Annotated in this window: 33 protein-coding genes; 1 reads left to right on the plus strand and 32 read right to left on the minus strand. The window is 67.8% G+C overall.

Annotated features, from left to right (window positions below):
• Positions 1-28: 28 nt before the first annotated feature.
• The gene (gene rplM, locus ABEB09_RS12350) at positions 29-472 is read right to left on the minus strand and encodes a 50S ribosomal protein L13 (RefSeq protein ID WP_345689951.1); all 444 of its coding nucleotides are present in this window, start codon (positions 470-472) and stop codon (positions 29-31) included.
• 444 nt (positions 473-916) lie between these two features.
• Complete coding sequence (locus ABEB09_RS12355) at positions 917-2,539, minus strand: ABC-F family ATP-binding cassette domain-containing protein (RefSeq protein WP_345689952.1); 1,623 nt, start codon at positions 2,537-2,539, stop codon at positions 917-919.
• 56 nt (positions 2,540-2,595) lie between these two features.
• On the opposite strand from ABEB09_RS12355, the gene ABEB09_RS12360 reads away from it, so the two are divergent.
• Positions 2,596-3,594, plus strand: coding sequence for a hypothetical protein (locus ABEB09_RS12360; RefSeq protein WP_345689953.1), 999 nt, complete (start codon positions 2,596-2,598; stop codon positions 3,592-3,594).
• Here ABEB09_RS12360 and truA read toward each other — a convergent pair.
• From truA to rplC, 30 genes are all read right to left on the minus strand, one after another.
• Positions 3,559-4,422: a tRNA pseudouridine(38-40) synthase TruA gene (truA, locus tag ABEB09_RS12365; protein ID WP_345689954.1), complete on the minus strand. Its 864-nt coding sequence runs from the start codon at positions 4,420-4,422 to the stop codon at positions 3,559-3,561. The genes ABEB09_RS12360 and truA overlap by 36 nt on opposite strands.
• 132 nt (positions 4,423-4,554) lie before the next feature.
• Complete coding sequence (gene rplQ / locus ABEB09_RS12370; protein WP_345689955.1) at positions 4,555-5,049, minus strand: 50S ribosomal protein L17; 495 nt, start codon at positions 5,047-5,049, stop codon at positions 4,555-4,557.
• A gap of 84 nt (positions 5,050-5,133) precedes the next feature.
• Positions 5,134-6,156, minus strand: coding sequence for a DNA-directed RNA polymerase subunit alpha (locus tag ABEB09_RS12375; RefSeq protein ID WP_003956430.1), 1,023 nt, complete (start codon positions 6,154-6,156; stop codon positions 5,134-5,136).
• 172 nt (positions 6,157-6,328) lie between these two features.
• The gene (rpsK, locus tag ABEB09_RS12380) at positions 6,329-6,733 is read right to left on the minus strand and encodes a 30S ribosomal protein S11 (RefSeq protein WP_003948617.1); all 405 of its coding nucleotides are present in this window, start codon (positions 6,731-6,733) and stop codon (positions 6,329-6,331) included.
• 66 nt (positions 6,734-6,799) lie between these two features.
• A complete protein-coding gene (gene rpsM / locus ABEB09_RS12385) occupies positions 6,800-7,180 on the minus strand; it encodes a 30S ribosomal protein S13 (RefSeq protein ID WP_345689956.1) in 381 nt (126 codons plus the stop codon).
• Between the two features lie 193 nt (positions 7,181-7,373).
• Positions 7,374-7,487 (minus strand): 50S ribosomal protein L36, encoded by a 114-nt coding sequence (gene rpmJ, locus ABEB09_RS12390; protein WP_003956441.1) that lies wholly within the window; start codon positions 7,485-7,487, stop codon positions 7,374-7,376.
• Positions 7,488-7,545: 58 nt separating this feature from the next.
• Positions 7,546-7,767 carry a translation initiation factor IF-1 gene (infA, locus tag ABEB09_RS12395; protein WP_003956442.1) on the minus strand — a complete coding sequence of 74 codons (222 nt, stop codon included), beginning with the start codon at positions 7,765-7,767 and terminating at the stop codon, positions 7,546-7,548.
• 178 nt (positions 7,768-7,945) lie between these two features.
• The gene (gene map, locus ABEB09_RS12400) at positions 7,946-8,782 is read right to left on the minus strand and encodes a type I methionyl aminopeptidase (protein ID WP_345689957.1); all 837 of its coding nucleotides are present in this window, start codon (positions 8,780-8,782) and stop codon (positions 7,946-7,948) included.
• 165 nt (positions 8,783-8,947) lie between these two features.
• Entirely contained in the window at positions 8,948-9,607 is a 660-nt protein-coding gene (locus ABEB09_RS12405) for an adenylate kinase (RefSeq protein WP_345689958.1), read from the minus strand.
• Positions 9,607-10,923, minus strand: a complete 1,317-nt coding sequence (gene secY / locus ABEB09_RS12410) for a preprotein translocase subunit SecY (RefSeq protein ID WP_345689959.1) — start codon at positions 10,921-10,923, stop codon at positions 9,607-9,609. The genes ABEB09_RS12405 and secY overlap by 1 nt, the downstream gene beginning before the upstream one ends.
• Positions 10,924-11,343: 420 nt before the next feature.
• Positions 11,344-11,799 carry a 50S ribosomal protein L15 gene (gene rplO, locus ABEB09_RS12415; protein ID WP_345689960.1) on the minus strand — a complete coding sequence of 152 codons (456 nt, stop codon included), beginning with the start codon at positions 11,797-11,799 and terminating at the stop codon, positions 11,344-11,346.
• 2 nt (positions 11,800-11,801) lie between these two features.
• On the minus strand, positions 11,802-11,984 hold the full coding sequence (gene rpmD / locus ABEB09_RS12420; protein ID WP_023587020.1) for a 50S ribosomal protein L30: 183 nt from the start codon (positions 11,982-11,984) through the stop codon (positions 11,802-11,804).
• Positions 11,984-12,589 (minus strand): 30S ribosomal protein S5, encoded by a 606-nt coding sequence (gene rpsE, locus ABEB09_RS12425; protein ID WP_345689961.1) that lies wholly within the window; start codon positions 12,587-12,589, stop codon positions 11,984-11,986. Before rpsE ends, rpmD begins: the two co-directional genes overlap by 1 nt.
• 40 nt (positions 12,590-12,629) lie before the next feature.
• Positions 12,630-13,013 carry a 50S ribosomal protein L18 gene (gene rplR / locus ABEB09_RS12430; RefSeq protein WP_345689962.1) on the minus strand — a complete coding sequence of 128 codons (384 nt, stop codon included), beginning with the start codon at positions 13,011-13,013 and terminating at the stop codon, positions 12,630-12,632.
• A 4-nt stretch (positions 13,014-13,017) separates the two neighbouring features.
• Positions 13,018-13,557, minus strand: a complete 540-nt coding sequence (rplF, locus tag ABEB09_RS12435; protein WP_345689963.1) for a 50S ribosomal protein L6 — start codon at positions 13,555-13,557, stop codon at positions 13,018-13,020.
• A 21-nt stretch (positions 13,558-13,578) separates the two neighbouring features.
• Entirely contained in the window at positions 13,579-13,977 is a 399-nt protein-coding gene (rpsH, locus tag ABEB09_RS12440; RefSeq protein WP_010473942.1) for a 30S ribosomal protein S8, read from the minus strand.
• Between the two features lie 209 nt (positions 13,978-14,186).
• Positions 14,187-14,372 (minus strand): type Z 30S ribosomal protein S14, encoded by a 186-nt coding sequence (locus tag ABEB09_RS12445; RefSeq protein ID WP_003956452.1) that lies wholly within the window; start codon positions 14,370-14,372, stop codon positions 14,187-14,189.
• 5 nt (positions 14,373-14,377) lie between these two features.
• Complete coding sequence (rplE, locus tag ABEB09_RS12450) at positions 14,378-14,935, minus strand: 50S ribosomal protein L5 (protein ID WP_345689964.1); 558 nt, start codon at positions 14,933-14,935, stop codon at positions 14,378-14,380.
• Positions 14,935-15,258, minus strand: coding sequence for a 50S ribosomal protein L24 (gene rplX / locus ABEB09_RS12455; RefSeq protein ID WP_010473945.1), 324 nt, complete (start codon positions 15,256-15,258; stop codon positions 14,935-14,937). Before rplX ends, rplE begins: the two co-directional genes overlap by 1 nt.
• A 2-nt stretch (positions 15,259-15,260) precedes the next feature.
• Entirely contained in the window at positions 15,261-15,629 is a 369-nt protein-coding gene (gene rplN / locus ABEB09_RS12460) for a 50S ribosomal protein L14 (RefSeq protein ID WP_003956455.1), read from the minus strand.
• A gap of 100 nt (positions 15,630-15,729) precedes the next feature.
• Positions 15,730-16,014 (minus strand): 30S ribosomal protein S17, encoded by a 285-nt coding sequence (gene rpsQ, locus ABEB09_RS12465; protein ID WP_093656384.1) that lies wholly within the window; start codon positions 16,012-16,014, stop codon positions 15,730-15,732.
• Entirely contained in the window at positions 16,014-16,238 is a 225-nt protein-coding gene (gene rpmC / locus ABEB09_RS12470) for a 50S ribosomal protein L29 (RefSeq protein WP_017949657.1), read from the minus strand. The genes rpsQ and rpmC overlap by 1 nt, the downstream gene beginning before the upstream one ends.
• Positions 16,238-16,657, minus strand: a complete 420-nt coding sequence (rplP, locus tag ABEB09_RS12475) for a 50S ribosomal protein L16 (protein WP_009190136.1) — start codon at positions 16,655-16,657, stop codon at positions 16,238-16,240. The genes rpmC and rplP overlap by 1 nt, the downstream gene beginning before the upstream one ends.
• A 5-nt stretch (positions 16,658-16,662) precedes the next feature.
• Positions 16,663-17,493, minus strand: coding sequence for a 30S ribosomal protein S3 (gene rpsC / locus ABEB09_RS12480; RefSeq protein ID WP_345689965.1), 831 nt, complete (start codon positions 17,491-17,493; stop codon positions 16,663-16,665).
• Positions 17,493-17,840 carry a 50S ribosomal protein L22 gene (rplV, locus tag ABEB09_RS12485; RefSeq protein ID WP_043264895.1) on the minus strand — a complete coding sequence of 116 codons (348 nt, stop codon included), beginning with the start codon at positions 17,838-17,840 and terminating at the stop codon, positions 17,493-17,495. The genes rpsC and rplV overlap by 1 nt, the downstream gene beginning before the upstream one ends.
• A gap of 44 nt (positions 17,841-17,884) precedes the next feature.
• Positions 17,885-18,166 carry a 30S ribosomal protein S19 gene (gene rpsS, locus ABEB09_RS12490; protein WP_004984529.1) on the minus strand — a complete coding sequence of 94 codons (282 nt, stop codon included), beginning with the start codon at positions 18,164-18,166 and terminating at the stop codon, positions 17,885-17,887.
• Positions 18,167-18,178: 12 nt separating this feature from the next.
• Positions 18,179-19,015 (minus strand): 50S ribosomal protein L2, encoded by an 837-nt coding sequence (gene rplB / locus ABEB09_RS12495; protein ID WP_345689966.1) that lies wholly within the window; start codon positions 19,013-19,015, stop codon positions 18,179-18,181.
• Positions 19,016-19,056: 41 nt separating this feature from the next.
• Positions 19,057-19,380 (minus strand): 50S ribosomal protein L23, encoded by a 324-nt coding sequence (gene rplW / locus ABEB09_RS12500; RefSeq protein WP_023587028.1) that lies wholly within the window; start codon positions 19,378-19,380, stop codon positions 19,057-19,059.
• On the minus strand, positions 19,380-20,030 hold the full coding sequence (rplD, locus tag ABEB09_RS12505; RefSeq protein WP_345689967.1) for a 50S ribosomal protein L4: 651 nt from the start codon (positions 20,028-20,030) through the stop codon (positions 19,380-19,382). The genes rplW and rplD overlap by 1 nt, the downstream gene beginning before the upstream one ends.
• 8 nt (positions 20,031-20,038) lie before the next feature.
• Complete coding sequence (gene rplC / locus ABEB09_RS12510) at positions 20,039-20,683, minus strand: 50S ribosomal protein L3 (RefSeq protein WP_023587030.1); 645 nt, start codon at positions 20,681-20,683, stop codon at positions 20,039-20,041.
• Positions 20,684-20,686 lie beyond the last annotated feature (3 nt).

The following is a 20,686-nucleotide window of genomic DNA, read 5'->3' on the forward strand; positions in this document are numbered from 1 at the left end:
TTCTCTTCGTCTTAGGGGGTGGCCGGACTTACTGCGCGACCTGGGTGATCTCGAACGGGACCGGCTGCTGGGCAGCGTGCGGGTGGTTCTCGCCCGCGTAGACCTTCAGCTTCGAGAGCATCTGACGGCCGAGGGAGTTCTTGGGGAGCATGCCCTTGACGGCCTTCTCGATGGCCTTCTCCGGGTTCTTGTCCAGCAGCTCGTCGTAGCGGACGGAGCGCAGACCACCCGGGTAGCCGGAGTGGCGGTACGCCATCTTCTGGGTCCGCTTGTTGCCGGACAGGTGCACCTTGTCGGCGTTGATGATGATGACGAAATCGCCCATGTCCATGTGGGGGGCGTACACGGGCTTGTGCTTGCCCCGCAGAAGGGTGGCGGCGGTGCTCGCCAGACGGCCCAGAACGACGTCCTGGGCGTCAATGACGTGCCACTGGCGGGTCACATCGCCGGGCTTGGGGCTGTACGTACGCACGGTCGTAGCCTTCGCTTCTTCAGTGAGTGGGTCCTGTCAAGGCCACCACGGACGATCACGACAGCCATGACCACACGTCGGTGACGCAAACCGAGTGCTGGTCGCTGGTCATCGGCCCGGTGGACCGGCGTAACGGCCTCTCACGTGAGATAGAGCAAGCCAGTACGCATAACGAACCAGAAGAATACTCGGGCGCCCCCTGGCGGGTCAAAACGAGGCGCGACCACACCTGGGGAGTGTCCGGCGGATCATGCCGACATCGCTGGGCGGTGCCTTTGACTGCTGGTGAGCGGGGTCTGGTGCGTGCGGCTGCAAGGCGGAGGAGGGAGGGATGGCGGAGCCATCGCGACCGACGACAACGCCGCTGGGGGTCCCCCTGCCCGTCAGGGCTTGGGGGAGTGCGTGCCAGACCCCGCGGCCCAGGCATGATCCGCCGGACACGACCTAGCGGCGGCGTTCCACCCGCCGCTCGTCCCACACCGGCTCCGGCGTCTCCCGTACGACCCCGTCCGTACCGAACACCAGGTACCGGTCGAAGGAGCGCGCGAACCACCGGTCGTGCGTCACCGCCAGCACCGTGCCCTCAAAGGCCTCCAGCCCCGCCTGCAGGGCCTCCGCCGACTCCAGGTCCAGGTTGTCCGTCGGCTCGTCCAGCAGCAGCGCCGTCGCCCCCGACAGCTCCAGCAGCAGGATCTGGAAGCGTGCCTGCTGGCCGCCCGACAGGCGGCCGAAGACCTGGTCGCCCTGGCGCTCCAGCTCGTACCGGCGCAGCACCGACATCGCCCCGCCGCGGTCCTTGGCATGCTCGGTCCACAGGATGTCGACCAGCGTCCGGGCCTCCAGCTCCGGATGGGCGTGGGTCTGCGCGAAGTGGCCCGGCACCACCCGGGCACCCAGCTTCCACGCGCCCGCGTGCGCCACCGAGCCGTCCCCGGCCAGGAGCCGCAGGAAGTGCGACTTGCCCGAGCCGTTCGAGCCCAGGACGGCGACCCGCTCCCCGTAGAAGACCTCCAGGTCGAACGGCTTCATCAGGCCCGTCAGCTCCAGGCCCCGGCACTCCACCGCCCGCACCCCGGTGCGCCCGCCCCGCAGCCGCATCCGGATGTCCTGCTCGCGCGGCGGCTCCGGCGGCGGCCCGGCCTCCTCGAACTTCCGCAGCCGGGTCTGCGCCGCCGCGTACCGCGACGCCATCTCATGGCTGATCGACGCGGCCTGCCGCAGGTCCAGCACCAGCCGCTTGAGCTGGGCGTGCTTCTCCTCCCAGCGCCGCTTCAGCTCCTCGAAGCGGGCGAACCGCTCCCGCCGCGCCTCGTGGAACGTGCCGAAGCCCCCGCCGTGCACCCAGACGTCCGACCCCGCGGCCCCGGGCTCCACCGCGACGATCTTCTGCGCCGCCCGCGCCAGCAGCTCCCGGTCGTGCGAGACGAACAACACGGTCTTACGGGTCTCCCCGAGCCGCTCCTCCAGCCACCGCTTCCCCGGGACGTCCAGGTAGTTGTCCGGCTCGTCCAGCAGCAGCACCTGCTCCGGCCCGCGCAGCAGCGCCTCCAGCACCAGCCGCTTCTGCTCACCGCCGCTCAGCGTGCGCACCTCGCGGAACTGCGCCTTCTCGTACGGCACGCCCAGCGCTGCCGTCGTGCACATGTCCCACAGCGTCTCGGCCTCGTAGCCGCGCGCCTCCGCCCAGTCGCTGAGCGCCTGCGCGTACCGCATCTGCGCGGCCTCGTCGTCCACCGTCATGATCAGGTGCTCGGCCTCGTCGACGGCCCGGGCGGCCTCACGGATCCGGACCGGCGCCACCGACACCAGCAGGTCCCGCACCGTCCGGTCGTCCCGCACGGAGCCCACGAACTGCGGCATCACCCCGAGGCCACCGCTCACGGTGACCTTGCCGCCGTGCGGCTGCAGCTCCCCGGAGATCAGGCGCAGCAGCGTCGTCTTGCCCGCCCCGTTGGCGCCGACGAGCGCGACGACCGCGCCCTCCCCCACCCGGAACGACACATCGCCGAGCAGCGCCCTCCCGTCCGGCAGGTGGTACTCCAGATGCGCGACCTCGACATGTCCCATGGGAGGCATTCTGACCGCCGTCCGCGCCCTCTCCCAACCGGATTAGGATGCGCGGCATGAGCTTTGGGGGACCGCAGTGGCCGCAGCAGCCACACCAGCCGAACGGCGGCTTCGGCCAGGATCCGTACGGCCAGCAGTACGGACAGCAGGGCCCGCAGCACGGCGCCCAGCCGGGACAGCAGCAGAGCCCGCCCTACGGCACCCCGTACGGGCAGCAGCCCCCGGCAGCCTCCTCCGACACCCCCGACTGGGGCGCCCTCGCCGACGCGTCCGCCCAGCGCCAGCGCCGTAAGCGCTGGCTGCTGGCCGGCGGCGGCGTGCTGGCCACCGCCGCCATCGCGACGATCGTCGCGGTCGCCGTGGTCTCCACCAACAGCACCGGCGACCAGGGCGGCGGACAGACCGGCTCCCTCGGCCCCACCGCTCCCGGCGGCGCCGAGATCCCGGCCGACCCGACGGGCCCCCAGCCGTCGTTCTCGTCCGTCGCGCCCCCGCCCCCGCCGAACCCGATGGACTTCATCTCCACCGCCGAGAAGGACAAGGCACCGCTCGACGCGGACAGCCTGTTCCCCGGCAAGAAGCTCACCATGGGCGACCGCGTCTACCAGAAGGGCGCCACCGGCTCCACCACCAACTGCGCCGCGGTCACGCAGGCCGGGCTCGGCACGGTCCTCCAGAAGCACGGCTGCACGCACGTCCTCCGCGCCACCTACGAGCGCGACGGCGTCGCCATCACCATCGGCGTGGCCGTCTTCGGCGACCAGGCCGCGGCCCTGAAGGCGAAGAACGAGTCGAAGGGCGGCATCGCCCCGCTGGCCGGCGACGGCATCGGCGACTTCTGCCGCGCCACGGTCTGCCTGCGCCGCTCGAACTCGCTCGGCCGCTACGCGTACTTCACCCAGGCCGGGTTCACCAACGGCAAGAAGGTCACCCAGGGCGACACCGCGGTCTTCAAGACCAGTGACGACCTCGGTACCTTCGCCTTCAACCAGATCTACGCCCGCGGCCGCGCGCAGGCGTCAGCAGCAGCCACCGCCCCCGCCGGCGGCCAGTGACCGCTTGTTGCGGGCCTCCCGGTTCCGGGCGGCCAGCAGCTCGTCGGCCGGGTAGCCGACCTCCTCCAGCGTGAGCCCGTGCGGCCGCACGACATGGACGGCGGAGTCCCGCACGCCCGCGGCCAGCACCTTCGCCGGCCAGTCCGGCGTCCGGTGCCCGTCGCCGACGAACAGCAGGGCGCCCACCAGGGACCGCACCATGTTGTGGCAGAAGGCATCGGCCCGCACGGTCGCCTCCAGCACACCGCTGGGCAGCCGCTCCCACCGCAGCTCCTGGAGCGTACGGATCGTGGTCGCCCCGTCACGCTTCTTGCAGTACGCGGCGAAGTCGTGCTCGCCGAGCAGCCGCTCGGCCGCCTCGTTCATGGCGTCCACGTCGAGCGCCCAGTCGTGCCACAGGACGTGCCCGCGCAGCAGCGGGTCGACGCCGCCGGGGTTGTCGGTGACGCGATAGGCGTACCGCCGCCAGATCGCCGAGAACCGCGCGTTGAAGCCGCGCGGCGCCTCCTCGACCCGCCACACCCGCACATCGTGCGCGAGCCGGCCGGCGAGCCGCCGCAGCAGCTTGTCCCGGTGTTCGGCCCACACCGCCTCGGGCAGGTCGACGTGCGCGACCTGGCCGCGCGCGTGCACGCCGGCGTCCGTGCGCCCCGCGACGGTCAGCTCGTACGTCTGCGAGGACCGCGTCACGGTGCGCAGGGCGTCCTCGATCTCGCCCTGCACGGTCCGCCGGCCGCCGGCCTGCTTGGCCCAGCCGTGGAAGTCCTTGCCGTCGTAGGACAGGTCCAGCCGCACCCGTACGAACCCGGGCTCCACCTCATCGCTCACGCGATCGATCCTCTCAAACCGGAAACAACACGGAACGGGCCCGCCCCACAGGGGGGCGGACCCGTCCGTCAGCCGTAGCCGTCAGAACGCTCAGGCGTCCGGTACATCTCCGCTCGCGCGGAGAGGACCGCCTCAGGCGTCCTTGGACTCCTCGGCCGGAGCCTCGGCAGCCTCGTCGGCCTTGGTCTCCTCGACCTTGGCCTCCTCGGCCTCCTTCACCGCGCGCTTGGTCGCGGCCTCGGCCTCGGCGACGGTCGCCTTCTTGGCGATCTCGCCCTCGACCAGCTCGATGACCGCCATCGGGGCGTTGTCGCCACGACGGTTACCGATCTTGGTGATGCGGGTGTAGCCACCCGGGCGCTCGGCGTAGCGCGGGGCGATCTCGGTGAAGAGCGTGTGGACGATGCCCTTGTCCGTGATCGTCTGCAGCACCAGGCGACGGTTGTGGATGTCGCCCTTCTTCGCCTTGGTGATCAGGCGCTCGGCAACCGGACGCAGGCGACGGGCCTTGGCCTCGGTCGTGGTGATGCGGCCGTGCTCGAAGAGCGACTTCGCGAGGTTCGCGAGGAGCAGCTTCTCGTGCGCGGCGCTGCCGCCCAGACGGGCACCCTTGGCGGGCTTCGGCATGGTGTTTCTCCTTGTGATCTGCACCGGCCGTATCAGGTACCGGTGTCAGGACCCCGCAGGCGGACGCCTGCGGGCAGCAATCAATCAGTACTGCTCGGTCTCGACGAAGCCCGCGTCCGCGTCGTCGTCGGCGCCGAAGGCGTCGGCGGCGGCGGTCGGGTCGAATCCGGGCGGGCTGTCCTTGAGGGCCAGGCCCATGCCGGCCAGCTTCGCCTTGACCTCGTCGATCGACTTCGCACCGAAGTTGCGGATGTCGAGCAGGTCGGCCTCGGAACGCGCGACGAGCTCACCCACGGAGTGGATGCCCTCACGCTTCAGGCAGTTGTAGGAGCGGACCGTGAGCTCCAGCTCCTCGATCGGCAGCGCCAGGTCGGCGGCCAGGGCGGCGTCCGTGGGGGACGGGCCCATGTCGATGCCCTCGGCGTCGATGTTCAGCTCACGCGCGAGACCGAACAGCTCGACCAGCGTCTTGCCGGCGGACGCCATGGCGTCGCGCGGCCGCATGGCCTGCTTGGTCTCGACGTCGACGATCAGCTTGTCGAAGTCGGTGCGCTGCTCGACACGGGTCGCCTCGACCTTGTAGGTGACCTTGAGAACCGGCGAGTAGATCGAGTCGACCGGGATACGGCCGATCTCCTGACCCACCTGCTTGTTCTGGACGGCGGAGACGTAGCCGCGACCGCGCTCGACGGTCAGCTCCATCTCCAGCTTGCCCTTGCCGTTGAGCGTGGCGAGGACGAGGTCGGGGTTGTGCACCTCGACACCGGCCGGGGGCGCGATGTCGGCGGCGGTCACGAGGCCCGGGCCCTGCTTGCGCAGGTACATCACGACGGGCTCGTCGTGCTCGCTGCTGACGACCAGCTGCTTGATGTTGAGGATGAGGTCGGTGACGTCCTCCTTGACGCCCGGCACGGTGGTGAACTCGTGCAGGACGCCGTCGATGCGGATGCTGGTGACAGCAGCGCCGGGGATCGACGACAGGAGCGTACGGCGGAGGGAGTTGCCGAGCGTGTAGCCGAAGCCCGGCTCCAGGGGCTCGATGACGAACCGCGAGCGGTACTCGTCGACGACCTCTTCGGTCAGCGAGGGACGCTGAGCGATCAGCATGGTGTTTTTCCTTCAGTCGTGGACGCCCGCTATTTGACGTCCTCTGATACTGCAAGGGTACGGGCGGCACGCCCCCGAAGAGGCGTACCGCCCGGAACCTCACAAAACAAGCAGCTGCGTCAGACGCGGCGGCGCGGGTCACCTCCGCTCACGCGGAGACGCGCCTGCCGGGTCAGACGCGGCGGCGCTTGGGCGGACGGCAGCCGTTGTGCGGCGTGGGCGTGACGTCCTGGATCGAGCCGACCTCGAGGCCGGTGGCCTGGAGGGAGCGGATCGCGGTCTCACGGCCGGAGCCCGGACCCTTGACGAAGACGTCGACCTTGCGCATGCCGTGCTCCTGCGCGCGGCGCGCGGCCGACTCGGCGGCCATCTGCGCGGCGAACGGGGTCGACTTGCGGGAGCCCTTGAAGCCGACGTGGCCGGCGGAGGCCCAGGAGATCACGTTGCCGGTCGGGTCCGTGATGGACACGATCGTGTTGTTGAACGTGCTCTTGATGTGGGCGTGGCCGTGAGCGACGTTCTTCTTTTCCTTGCGGCGCACCTTCTTGGCAGCGCCCTGACGTCCCTTGGGGGGCATGTCTTTAACTCCTACGGGAGGTGGTCGGTCCTACAGCGAAGACCGTGGACAGTCGTCCGCTGCGGACTACTTCTTGCCCGGCTTCTTCTTACCGGCGATGGCGCGACGCGGGCCCTTGCGGGTACGAGCGTTCGTGCTGGTGCGCTGGCCGTGGACCGGCAGACCGCGGCGGTGACGCAGACCCTGGTAGCAGCCGATCTCGACCTTGCGGCGGATGTCGGCCTGGATCTCGCGGCGGAGGTCACCCTCGGTCTTGATGTTGTTGTCCACGTACTCGCGGATCTTGACCAGGTCCTCCTCGGACAGGTCACGAACGCGGGCATTCGGGTTCACACCGGTGGAGGCGAGGGTCTCCTTCGCCAGGGTGCGGCCGATACCGAAGACGTAGGTGAGTGCGACCTCCACGCGCTTGTCGCGCGGGATGTCGACACCGGAAACGCGTGCCATTCAATGGCTCCTGTGTACTCGGGGGTCTTCCGCAGTACCGATCCCGGCCGCCGACCCTTTGATCAAAGGAGTGGTACGTCCAGGTCCCCGGCCCCCGCCGGAGGTACCGCCAGCCTCAAGGGCCCGGCGGGCACTGCGTATGTACGTATTGAGTTGCGTCGCGCGTGAACTGCGAAGTGCAGGTCGGCGTGCGTCAGCCCTGGCGCTGCTTGTGGCGCAGGTTGTCGCAGATGACCATGACCCGACCGTGGCGGCGGATCACCTTGCACTTGTCGCAGATCTTCTTGACGCTCGGCTTGACCTTCATGGGATGTGAGGTTCTCCGGGTCAGTGCCAGCACCCCGTAGGAGAGGTGCGGACAAGATCTACTTGTAGCGGTAGACGATCCGGCCACGCGTCAGGTCGTACGGAGACAGCTCCACGACGACCCGGTCATCCGGGAGGATACGGATGTAGTGCATCCGCATCTTGCCGCTGATGTGCGCGAGGACCTTGTGACCGTTCTGGAGCTCCACCTTGAACATGGCGTTCGGCAGGGACTCGATCACGGTGCCCTCGATCTCGATGGCACCTTGCTTCTTGGCCACGCTTCGCCCTTCGAATCGGCTACCTTGATCGACTCTCGCTACCGATACCGCAGGCATACGGGTGCACGAGAGCCGACGCATCAGTCTACGCCAGGCCCCTCGAAAAGACGAATCAGCAGAGTCTGCCCAAGGCCGAAGATCCCTAACCGGAGTACGCCCGGGGGCCCTGCGCGCCCGCTCAGCCCAGCGGGTCCGGCGCCGCCGTGACGCCCAGCTCGGCCAGCTTCGCCTTGCCGCCGTCGGGGGCCGTCAGGACCAGGGGGCCGTCCTCCGTGAGGGCGACCGAGTGCTCCCAGTGCGAGGACCAGGTGCCGTCCGTCGTGATGACGGTCCAGTCGTCCTCCAGGACCTCCGTCCGCGGCGTACCGAGCGACACCATCGGCTCGATGGCGAGGCAGAAGCCGGGCACGAGCTTGGGGCCCTTGCCGCGCTTGCGCGAGACGTAGTTCAGCAGGTGCGGGTCCATGTGCATCTCGGAGCCGATGCCGTGGCCGCCGTAGTCCTCGATGATCCCGTACTTGCCGCCGCCCGGCTTCGGCTGGCGGCGGATGTAGGTCTCGATGGCCCGGGAGATGTCCACCAGGCGGTTGCCGTTCTTCATCGCCGCGATGCCGGCCCACATGGACGCCTCGGTCACCCGCGACAGCTCCAGCAGCTCGGGCGCGTGCCCGGAGCCGACGAACGCCGTGTACGCCGCGTCACCGTGCCAGCCGTCGACGATGGCGCCGGCGTCGATCGAGATGATGTCGCCGTCCTTGAGGACGACGTCCTCGCTGGGGATGCCGTGGACGACGACCTCGTTCACGGACGTGCAGATCGTCGCGGGGAACCCGCCGTACCCGAGGAAGTTCGACTTCGCCCCGTGGTCGGCGATCACCTTGCGGGCCGCCTCGTCCAGGTCCTTCGTGGTGGCGCCGGGCACCGCCACCTCGCGGGTCGCGGCGTGGATGGCGGCGACGACCAGCCCCGCCTCGCGCATCTTCGCGATCTGCTCCGGGGTCTTGATCTGCACCATGACGGCTGACGCCTTTCTAGAACTGCTGGGGGCTTCGGGACTCTCGCTACCACGATACGGGCGTGTCCGCGGTGCGGGCTCCCGTCCCGGGGGACGGAGCCGGGGCAAAGCGTCGGCCGCGGCACCCCGTGGGGGGCGCCGCGGCCGTGGCACGACAGTGCGGTCCTACGCGGCCTGGTCTCCGCGCAGGGCCTCCATGGCCCGCTCGGTCACCTCGTTGACCTTGCCGAGCGCGGAGATCGTGACCACCAGGCCCTGGGCCTTGTAGTGGTCGATGATCGGCTCGGTCTGCGTGTGGTAGACCTCGAGCCGCGTCCGGACCGTTTCCTCGGAGTCGTCGGGACGCTGGTACAGCTCACCGCCGCACACGTCGCAGACACCCTCCTGCTTCGGCGGCGTGTACGTCACGTGGAAGACGTGGGCGCTGTCGTTGCGGCAGATGCGGCGACCCGCGATCCGCTTGACGACCTCGTCCTCGGAGACCTCCAGGTCCAGGACCGCGTCCAGCTTCATGCCCTCGCGGGCGAGCATCGCGTCCAGCGCCTCGGCCTGGGCCACGTTCCTCGGGAAGCCGTCCAGCAGGAAACCGCCCTCGGCGTCCGGCTGCTCCATGCGGTCCTTCGCCATACCGATGGTGACCTCGTCGGGCACGAGGTTGCCGGCGTCCATGTACGCCTTGGCCTGCTTGCCCAGCTCCGTGCCCTGGCTGATGTTGGCGCGGAACAGGTCGCCCGTGGAGATGTGCGGAATCGACAGATTCCGGGCAAGGAACGCGGCCTGCGTTCCCTTGCCGGCACCGGGCGGTCCGACGAGGACGATTCGCATCAGCGGAGGAACCCTTCGTAATTGCGCTGCTGGAGCTGACTCTCGATCTGCTTCACGGTCTCCAGCCCCACACCCACGATGATGAGGATGCTCGTCCCGCCGAACGGGAAGTTCTGGTTGGCCCCGCCGAAGCCCGCCAACGCCATTGTCGGCACAAGAGCGATCAGACCCAGATACAGCGAGCCCGGCCAAGTGATCCGGTTGAGCACGTAGCTCAAGTACTCAGCAGTAGGTCGACCAGCCCGGATACCCGGGATGAAGCCACCATACTTCTTCATGTTGTCCGCGACTTCCTCGGGGTTGAACGAGATGGCCACGTAGAAGAAGGCGAAGAACACGATCAGGAAGAAGTAGATGACCGTGTGGATGGGCTTGCCGTCCACCAAATGCTGCTGAATCCACGCAGACCACCCGGACCCGCTGCCCGCGAACTGGACAATCAAGATCGGGATGTAGAGCAGCGACGAGGCGAAGATGACGGGAATCACACCCGCCTGGTTCACCTTGAGAGGAATGTAGGTCGACGTGCCGCCGTACGAGCGACGACCGATCATGCGCTTCGCGTACTGCACCGGGATCCGGCGCTGAGCCTGCTCGACGAAGACGACGAGGGCGACCATCACGAAGCCGATCAGGATGACGGTGCCGAACTCGATCCAGCCCTTGGCGAGCTTGCCGCTCTCCTTGATGGCCCACAGGGCGCCGGGGAAACCGGCGGCGATCGAGATGAACATCAGGATCGACATGCCGTTGCCGACACCGCGGTCGGTGATCAGCTCACCGAGCCACATGACGAGGGCGGTGCCCGCGGTCATGGTGAGCACCATGACGATGATCGTGAAGATCGACTGGTTCGGGACGATCTCCCGGGCAACGGTGCAGCCGCTGAACAGCGCACCGCTCTTCGCGGTGGCGACCAGGCCGGTGCCCTGCAGGATCGCGAGGGCCACGGTCAGGTAGCGGGTGTACTGCGTGATCTTGGCCTGACCGGCCTGGCCCTCCTTCTTGAGGGCCTCGAGCCGCGGGATGACCACGGTCAGCAGCTGAAGAATGATGCTCGCCGTGATGTACGGCATGATGCCGAGCGCGAAGATGGTGATCTGCAGCAGGGCACCACCGCTGAACATGTCCATCAGGCCAAGGAGGTTGTTGTTCCCCTGCTGGGCCTGCTTGACACATTGCTGGACGTTCTCGTAGTTCACACCGGGAACGGGGATGTGCGCACCGAGCCGGTAGAGCACGATGATGCCGAACGTGAAGAGCAGCTTCTTACGCAGGTCGGGCGTCTTGAACGCCCGGGCGAACGCGGTGAGCACGGTGCCTCCTGCGACCCCCGAGCTAGCGCGTCAGAGGGGACGGGTTTGAAGAATCAGCGGTTACCTGGCAAGGCGGCGCTGCGCTCGCGCACAGGCCGCCCGAAGATTAATGGCGCCACCCTACCCGGCCTTGCGGCACACGGGAAACATCTGTCGGCGTCCACTGGTCAAGACGCCCCAGCTGAACCGCGTGCCGGAAGCCCCCACTTCACCCACACGCGCGACGAACCACGCGCTGGAGGGCGGATCCGGCCGGGCCCCAGCGGCCCGAGCGACCGGTCGGCCGGGGGCGGACGTCGGGCAGGCCGAAAACGCCCCGTACACGGGCGTACAAGCCCTTCCTGCCCGGGAAAAGGCGGACGGCCTGGGCGGCACGCCCCTAAGGGCGGCCACCCAGGCCGTTCGATGTCAGCGCGAGGCTCAGACGAGCTCGGTGACCGTACCGCCGGCGGCGGTGATCTTCTCCTTGGCGGAGCCGGAGACGGCGTCGACCGTCACCTGCAGCGCCACGGAGATCTCGCCCTGGCCCAGGACCTTGACGAGCTGGTTCTTGCGCACCGCTCCCTTGGCGACCAGGTCGGCCACGGTGACCTCGCCACCCTGCGGGTAGAGAGCCGCGAGCTTGTCCAGGTTCACGACCTGGTACTCGACCTTGAACGGGTTCTTGAAGCCCTTGAGCTTCGGGAGGCGCATGTGGAGCGGCATCTGGCCACCCTCGAAGCGCTCCGGAACCTGGTAGCGGGCCTTGGTGCCCTTGGTACCACGACCGGCCGTCTTACCCTTCGACGCCTCACCACGACCGACACGGGTCTTGGCGGTCTTGGCGCCCGGGGCGGGACGGAGGTTGTGGATCTTCAGCGGGTTCTGCTCCGCCATGATCAGTCGACCTCCTCGACCGTCACGAGGTGGCGGACGGTGTGCACCATGCCGCGGAACTCGGGGCGGTCCTCCTTGACGACCACGTCACCCAGGCGCTTGAGGCCCAGGGTGCGCAGCGTGTCGCGGTGGTTCTGCTTGCTGCCGATGTACGACTTCGTCTGCGTGATCTTGAGGCGGGCCATTACGCACCCACCCCGGCACGCGCACGCAGCAGAGCCGCGGGGGCGACGTCCTCGAGCGGCAGACCGCGGCGGGCCGCGATCTCCTCGGGACGCTGCAGGCCCTTCAGGGCCTCCACGGTCGCGTGCACGATGTTGATCGCGTTGTCGGAGCCGAGCGACTTCGACAGGATGTCGTGAACGCCGGCGCACTCGAGCACGGCACGCACCGGGCCACCGGCGATAACACCGGTACCGGGGGAAGCCGGCTTGAGCAGGACGACGCCCGCGGCCTTCTCACCCTGAACCGGGTGGGGGATGGTGCCGGCGATACGCGGGACCTTGAAGAAGTGCTTCTTGGCCTCCTCCACGCCCTTGGCGATCGCGGCCGGCACCTCCTTGGCCTTGCCGTAACCGACACCCACGGTGCCGTCACCGTCGCCCACCACGACCAGCGCGGTGAAGCTGAAGCGACGACCACCCTTCACAACCTTGGCGACGCGGTTGATCGCGACAACGCGCTCAACGTACGCGGTCTTCTCGGCGGCAGCAGCGCCGCCGTCACGGCCCTTCCGGTCCCGCCGCTCGCCGCCACCGGCACCGCTTCCGCGGCGCTGGGGTCCAGCCATTGGATTTACCTCTCTCTTTTCCGCTAGCTACGGAACCGGCTCAGAACTTGAGCCCGGCTTCGCGGGCGGCGTCCGCCAGGGCGGCGATGCGCCCGGCGTACCTGTTGCCGCCACGGTCGAACACGACAGTCTCGATACCGGCGGCCTTGGCACGCTCGGCCACGAGCTGGCCGACCTGCTTCGCCTTCGCCGACTTGTCGCCTTCGCCGCCGCGGATGGACGCGTCCAGGGTGGACGCCGACGCGAGGGTGTGACCCGCGATGTCGTCGATGACCTGAGCGGTGATGCCGCGGTTGGACCGGGTGACGACGAGGCGCGGACGCTCCGACGTACCCGAGATCTTCTTGCGGATGCGGATGTGGCGACGCTTCAGAGCAGCGCCCTTGTAGGCCTTGCCCTTGGCAATCTTCACGCCGTATGCCATGGCTTTACTTACCAGCCTTTCCGACCTTGCGGCGGATGACCTCGCCCGCGTACTTCACGCCCTTGGCCTTGTACGGGTCGGGCTTGCGCAGCTTGCGGATGTTCGCGGCGACCTCGCCGACCTTCTGCTTGTCGATGCCCTCGACCGAGAACTTGGTCGGCGAGTCGACCTTGAACGAGATGCCCTCGGGCGCCTCGACGAGGATCGGGTGGCTGTAGCCGAGCTGGAACTCCAGGTCGGAGCCCTTCGCGGCGACGCGGTAACCGACACCGCTGATCTCGAGCGCCTTCGTGTACCCCTGGGTCACACCGGTGATCATGTTGGCCACCAGCGTGCGGGACAGGCCGTGGAGGGCCTTGTTCTGACGCTCATCGTTCGGACGGGTGACGTTCAGAACGCCGTCCTCGCCCTTGACGATCTCGATCGGGGCGGCAACGGTGTGGGTCAGGGTGCCCTTGGGGCCCTTCACCTGGACCGTACGGCCATCGATGGTGACGTCCACGCCGGCGGGAACCGTGATGGGGAGCTTGCCGATACGCGACATTGGCTTTTCCTCCGTTCCCGACTACCAGACGTAGGCGAGGACTTCCCCACCCACGCCCTTCTTCTGCGCCTGCTGGCCGGTCAGGAGGCCGTGCGACGTGGAGATGATCGCCACGCCGAGACCGCCGAGGACCTTCGGCAGGTTGGTGGACTTCGCGTAGACCCGGAGACCGGGCTTCGAGATCCGCTTGATGCCCGCGATGGAGCGCTCACGGTTCGGGCCGAACTTCAGCTCGAGGACGAGGTTCTTGCCGACCTCGGCGTCCTCGACCTTCCAGCCCGTGATGAAGCCCTCCTGCTTGAGGATCTCCGCGATGTGAGACTTGATCTTGCTGTGCGGCATCGTCACGGTGTCGTGGTACGCCGAGTTCGCGTTACGCAGACGCGTGAGCATGTCTGCGATCGGATCAGTCATGGTCATGAATTGGCCTTCGGCCTCTCTCGCCGGGGTTTCCTGTATGCGCCATCCCTCTCCCCGCTCATGGGCGGGACGGGTGCGGTGCGGGGACCTACGGCGTAGTAAGTCGTACGGGCGGCAGGCGCCCAACCCCACAAGCCTACGACATGTGGAGAAGGGCCCCTGCCGACCAGGTGCTTACCGAGAGCCCGGCATCAACCCAACTGGGCTGATTACCAGGAGCTCTTGGTCACGCCCGGCAGCTCGCCACGGTGAGCCATCTCACGGAGGCACACGCGGCACAGGCCGAACTTGCGGTAGACGGAGTGCGGCCGGCCGCAGCGCTGGCAGCGGGTGTACGCGCGCACACCGAACTTCGGCTTGCGGGCAGCCTTAGCGATCAGAGCCTTCTTCGCCATCTCGCTCACGCCTCCTTGAACGGGAAGCCGAGGTGACGAAGCAGGGCGCGGCCCTCGTCGTCGTTGGTCGCCGTGGTCACCACGGTGATGTCCATACCCCGGACACGGTCGATCTTGTCCTGGTCGATCTCGTGGAACATGACCTGCTCCGTGAGACCGAAGGTGTAATTGCCACGGCCGTCGAACTGCTTCGGGGACAGACCACGGAAGTCGCGGATGCGCGGGAGCGCGAGCGACAGGGTGCGGTCCAGGAACTCCCACATGCGGTCGCCACGGAGCGTGACGTGGGCACCGATCGGCTGGCCCTCACGCAGCTTGAACTGCGCGATGGACTTGCGGGCCTTGGTGACGGCCGGCTTCTGACCGGTGATCGTGGTGAGGTCCTTGATGGCGCCCTCGATCAGCTTGGAGTCGCGGGCGGCGTCGCCCACACCCATGTTGACCACGATCTTGACGAGGCCGGGGACCTGCATGACGTTCTCGTACTTGAACTCGTCACGCAGCTTGCCGACGATCTCCTCGCGGTACTTCGTCTTGAGACGCGGAGTCGTGGTGGTAGCCATCAGATGTCCTCACCCGTCCGCTTGGCAACGCGGATCTTGTTGCCGTTCTCGTCGAAGCGGTAACCGACGCGGGTCACGACCTTGTTGCCGTCCTTCTCCACGACGAGCTGAACGTTGCTCACGTGGATGGGGGCCTCGACCGTGACGATGCCGCCGGCCTGGGAGGCGCGGCCCGGCTGGTTCGCCTTGGTGTGCTTCTTGACCCGGTTGACACCCTCGACCAGGACGCGGTCCTCGCGGGGGAAGGCCGCGATGACCTTGCCCTGCTTGCCCTTGTCCTTACCGGTGATGACCTGGACCAGGTCGCCCTTCTTGATCTTCATGCTTACAGCACCTCCGGCGCGAGCGAGATGATCTTCATGAACTTCTTCTCGCGCAGCTCACGGCCCACGGGGCCGAAGATACGGGTGCCGCGAGGGTCGCCGTCGTTCTTCAGAATGACGGCGGCGTTCTCGTCGAAGCGGATGTACGAGCCGTCCTGGCGGCGGCGCTCCTTGACGGTGCGAACGATGACCGCCTTGACGACGTCACCCTTCTTCACGTTGCCACCGGGGATCGCGTCCTTGACGGTGGCGACGATGACGTCACCGATGCCCGCGTAGCGGCGACCGGAGCCACCGAGCACACGGATGCAAAGGATCTCCTTCGCACCAGTGTTGTCGGCGACACGCAGTCGCGACTCCTGCTGGATCACGTCTATCTCCTGATTGTCTGCCGGTTCCCGGCGCCCGTGGGCGAACCCACGGGACGCCGAGCCTGGCGGAACGAACCTGAAGGGTTACCCCTTCAAGTGATTACTTGGCCTTCTCGAGGATCTCGACGACGCGCCAGCGCTTCGTCGCGGACAGCGGCCGGGTCTCCATGAGGAGGACGCGGTCGCCGACGCCCGCGGCGTTCTGCTCGTCGTGCGCCTTGAGCTTGTTCGTACGGCGGATGACCTTGCCGTACAGCGCGTGCTTGACACGGTCCTCGACAGCGACGACGACGGTCTTGTCCATCTTGTCGCTGACGACCAGGCCCTCACGGGTCTTGCGGAAACCGCGCTCGGTCTTGTTCTCAGTCACGTTGCTCTCGCTCATCAGGCGCTCTCCACCGTCTCGATGCCCAGCTCGCGCTCACGCATCAGGGTGTAGATCCGGGCGATGTCCTTGCGGACGGCCTTCAGCCGGCCGTGGTTCTCGAGCTGACCCGTCGCCGCCTGGAAGCGGAGGTTGAACAGCTCTTCCTTGGCCTCGCGGAGCTTGGCGACAAGCTCCTCGTTGCCCAGCTCGCGCAGCTCGGACGCCTTGGTACCGGCCGACATCACGCTTCACCTGCCTCGCGCTTGACGATCCGGCACTTCATCGGCAGCTTGTGGGCCGCACGAGTGAGAGCCTCACGCGCAATCTTCTCGTTCGGGTAGGACAGCTCGAACATCACGCGACCGGGCTTGACGTTCGCGATCCACCACTCGGGGGAACCCTTACCGGAACCCATGCGGGTCTCGGCAGGCTTCTTCGTGAGCGGACGGTCCGGGTAGATGTTGATCCAGACCTTGCCGCCACGCTTGATGTGGCGGGTCATCGCGATACGAGCGGCCTCGATCTGGCGGTTCGTCACGTACGCCGGGGTCAGCGCCTGGATGCCGTACTCGCCGAACGCAACCTGCGTGCCACCCTTGGACATGCCGTTGCGCTTGGGGTGGTGCTGCTTGCGGTGCTTGACCCTACGGGGGATCAGCATTTCGGTCAGGCCTCCGTTCCGGTGCTCTCAGCCGGAGCAGCGGCGGCGGCCTCGGCCTTGGGGGCCTCGGCAGCGGCGTTCTGCTGCTGCGGCTTGCGGCCGCGACCGCCACGCTCGCCACCACGGCCACCACGGGCCGGGCGGTCGGCACCGCCACGGGCCGGGCGGTTGCCGGCGCGGGCAGCGGCGTTCTCGGCGCGAACCTCGGCGATGTTCTTGACGTCGCCCTTGTAGATCCAGACCTTCACGCCGATGCGGCCGAAGGTGGTCTTGGCCTCGAAGAAGCCGTACTCGACGTTCGCGCGGAGCGTGTGCAGCGGCACACGGCCCTCGCGGTAGAACTCCGAGCGGGACATCTCGGCGCCGCCGAGACGGCCACCACACTGGATCTTGATGCCCTTGGCGCCCGCCTTCATGGCCGACTGCATGCTCTTGCGCATGGCGCGGCGGAAGGAGACACGGGAGGACAGCTGCTCGGCAACGGCCTGGGCCACGAGCTGAGCGTCGACCTCGGGGTTCTTGACCTCGAGGATGTTCAGCTGGACCTGCTTGCCCGTGAGCTTCTCGAGGTCGCCGCGGATGCGGTCGGCCTCGGCGCCACGGCGGCCGATGACGATGCCCGGGCGGGCGGTGTGGATGTCCACGCGGACGCGGTCACGGGTGCGCTCGATCTCGACCTTGGAGATGCCGGCGCGCTCCATGCCGGACGTCATCATCCGACGGATGGCGACGTCTTCCTTGACGTAGTCCTTGTACAGCTTGTCGGCGTACCAGCGCGACTTGAAGTCCGTGGTGATGCCGAGCCGGAACCCGTGCGGGTTTACCTTCTGGCCCATTACCGGGTTCCTTCCTTGCTGCTGACGACCACGGTGATGTGGCTGGTCCGCTTGCGGATCCGGTAGGCACGGCCCTGGGCGCGCGGACGGAACCGCTTCAGGGTCGGGCCCTCGTCGACGTACGCCTCGCTGATGAACAGCGTGGAGGCGTCCGTGTGGTCGTAGTTGTGCGCGGCGTTGGCGATGGCGCTGTCCAGCACCTTGCCGACCGGCACGCTCGCGGCCTGCGGGGCGAAACGCAGGACCGCCTGAGCCTCCGTGGCGTCCATGCCACGGATGAGGTCCACCACGCGGCGGGCCTTCATGGGCGTGACGCGGATGTACCGCGCCTGGGCCCTGGCTTCCATGGTTGTCCCTTCGGTGTAAGTCATAGTCGTTCACACCCCGCTGGTCAGCGGCGCTTCGACTTCCGGTCTTCCTTGACGTGGCCGCGGAAGGTGCGGGTCGGCGAGAACTCGCCGAGCTTGTGGCCGACCATCGACTCGGTGACGAACACCGGGATGTGGGTCTTGCCGTTGTGCACCGCGATCGTGTGGCCGAGCATGGCCGGGACGATCATCGAGCGACGGGACCAGGTCTTGATGACGTTCTTGGTGCCGGCTTCGTTCTGGGCGTCCACCTTCTTGATCAGGTGGTCGTCGACGAAGGGCCCCTTCTTGAGACTGCGCGGCATCTAAACCCGCTCCTAGCGCTTCTTGTTCGTCTTGCGGCGGCGGACGATGTACTTGTTGCTCGCCTTCTTGGGAGAACGAGTACGACCCTCCTTCTGACCCCACGGGGAGACCGGGTGACGACCACCGGAGGTCTTGCCCTCACCACCACCGTGCGGGTGGTCGACCGGGTTCATGGCGACACCACGAACGGTCGGGCGGACGCCCAGCCAGCGCTTGCGGCCGGCCTTGCCCCAGTTGATGTTCGACTGCTCGGCGTTGCCGACCTCGCCGATGGTGGCGCGGCAGCGGACGTCGACCAGGCGGATCTCACCGGACGGCATGCGGAGGTGGGCCATCGAGCCCTCCTTCGCGAGCAGCTGCACGGAGGCGCCGGCGGAGCGGGCGAACTTGGCGCCACCGCCGGGACGGAGCTCGATCGCGTGGATCGTGGTACCGACCGGGATGTTGCGGAGGGCCAGGTTGTTGCCGGGCTTGATGTCGGCGGTCGGACCGTTCTCGATCCGGTCGCCCTGGTTCAGGCCACGGGGGGCGATGATGTAGCGCTTCTCGCCGTCCGCGTAGTGCAGGAGCGCGATGCGCGCGGTGCGGTTGGGGTCGTACTCGATGTGAGCGACCTTCGCCGGCACGCCGTCCTTGTCGTGACGACGGAAGTCGATCACTCGGTAGGCGCGCTTGTGGCCACCGCCCTGGTGGCGGACGGTCACACGACCGGTGTTGTTACGGCCGCCCTTGCTGTGCAGGGGGCGGACCAGCGACTTCTCCGGCGTGGACCGCGTGATCTCGACAAAGTCGGCGACGCTGGAGCCACGACGGCCCGGAGTCGTCGGCTTGTACTTGCGGATACCCATTTCTCAGTCCTCGTCCGATATTCGGACGATCCAGACCGCCCTTAGGCGGTCGGACCGCCGAAGATGTCGATACGGTTGCCCTCGGCAAGGGTCACGATGGCGCGCTTCGTGTTGGCGCGCTTGCCGTAACCGGTGCGGGTGCGCTTCCGCTTGCCCTGCCGGTTGATCGTGTTGACCCCGGTGACCTTGACCGAGAAGACCGCCTCGACGGCCTGCTTGATCTGGGTCTTGTTGGCGCGCGGGTCGACGACGAACGTGTACTTGTTCTCGTCCAGCAGCGCGTAGCTCTTCTCGGAGACAACCGGCTTGACGAGAATGTCGCGCGGGTCCGTGAAGGTCTTGCTGGTGACGACGGCCTCAGTCATCAGGCGTCGCTCCCTTCGGTCTCAACGGCCTTGGGGCCAGACACGAAGGACTCGAAGGCGGCCTTGGTGAAGACCACGTCGTCGGAGACGAGCACGTCGTACGTGTTCAGCTGGCCCGGCTCCAGGATGTGCACCTGGGGCAGGTTGCGGGCGGACAGCCACGCGGCCTCGTCGGTGCGCTCGGCGACCAGGAGCAGGTTCTTGCGCTCCGAGATCTTGCCGAACAGCGCCTTGGCGGCCTTGGTGGAAACCGCACCCTCGACCACGCCGGTGACGACGTGGATACGGGAGTGGCGCGCCCGGTCCGAGAGGGCACCGCGGAGGGCGGCGGCCTTCATCTTCTTCGGGGTGCGCTGCGAGTAGTCACGCGGCACGGGGCCGTGGACGACGCCACCGCCGGCGAACTGCGGCGCGCGGGTCGAACCCTGACGCGCGCGGCCGGTGCCCTTCTGGCGGTACGGCTTCTTGCCACCGCCACGGACCTCGCCGCGGGTCTTGGTCTTGTGCGTGCCCTGACGGGCAGCGGCCAGCTGCGCGACGACGACCTGGTGGATCAGCGGAACGCTGGTCTTCGCGTCGAAGATCTCCGCGGGGAGCTCGACGGTCCCGGCCTTGTCGCCAGCAGGCGAAAGGATGTCAATGGTGCTCATCGGTTACCTCAGGCCCCCTTGGCCGCGGTACGGACCAGGACGAGGCCGCCGTTCGGACCGGGAACCGCGCCCTTGATGAGCAGCAGACCCTTCTCCGCGTCAACGGCGTGGACGGTCAGGTTCTGGGTGGTGACCCGCTCGTTGCCCATGCGGCCCGCCATGCGGAGGCCCTTGAACACGCGGCCCGGGGTGGCGCAGCCACCGATGGAACCGGGCGAGCGGTGCTTGCGCTGGGTGCCGTGTCCGGCGCCCAGGCCACGGAAGTTGTGGCGCTTCATGACACCGGCGAAGCCCTTGCCCTTGCTCTTGCCGGTGACGTCGACCTTGACGCCCGCCTCGAAGACCGCAGCGGTGATCTCCTGGCCGAGGGTGTACTCGGAGGCGTCAGCGGTGCGGATCTCCACCAGGTGGCGGCGGGGGGTGACGTCGGCCTTGGCGAAGTGGCCCTTGAGGGGCTTGTTCACCTTGCGCGGGTCGATCTCGCCGAAGGCGATCTGGACCGACTCGTAGCCGTCGATGTCGTTGGTGCGGACCTGGGTGACAACGCAGGGACCGGCCTTGACGACGGTCACCGGGACAACCCGGTTGTTCTCGTCCCAGACCTGGGTCATGCCGAGCTTCTCGCCCAGGACGCCCTTAATGTTCTTAGCCATCTC

The organism is Streptomyces coeruleoprunus (genome assembly GCF_039542925.1).
Taxonomy (GTDB): Bacteria; Actinomycetota; Actinomycetes; order Streptomycetales; family Streptomycetaceae; genus Streptomyces; species Streptomyces coeruleoprunus.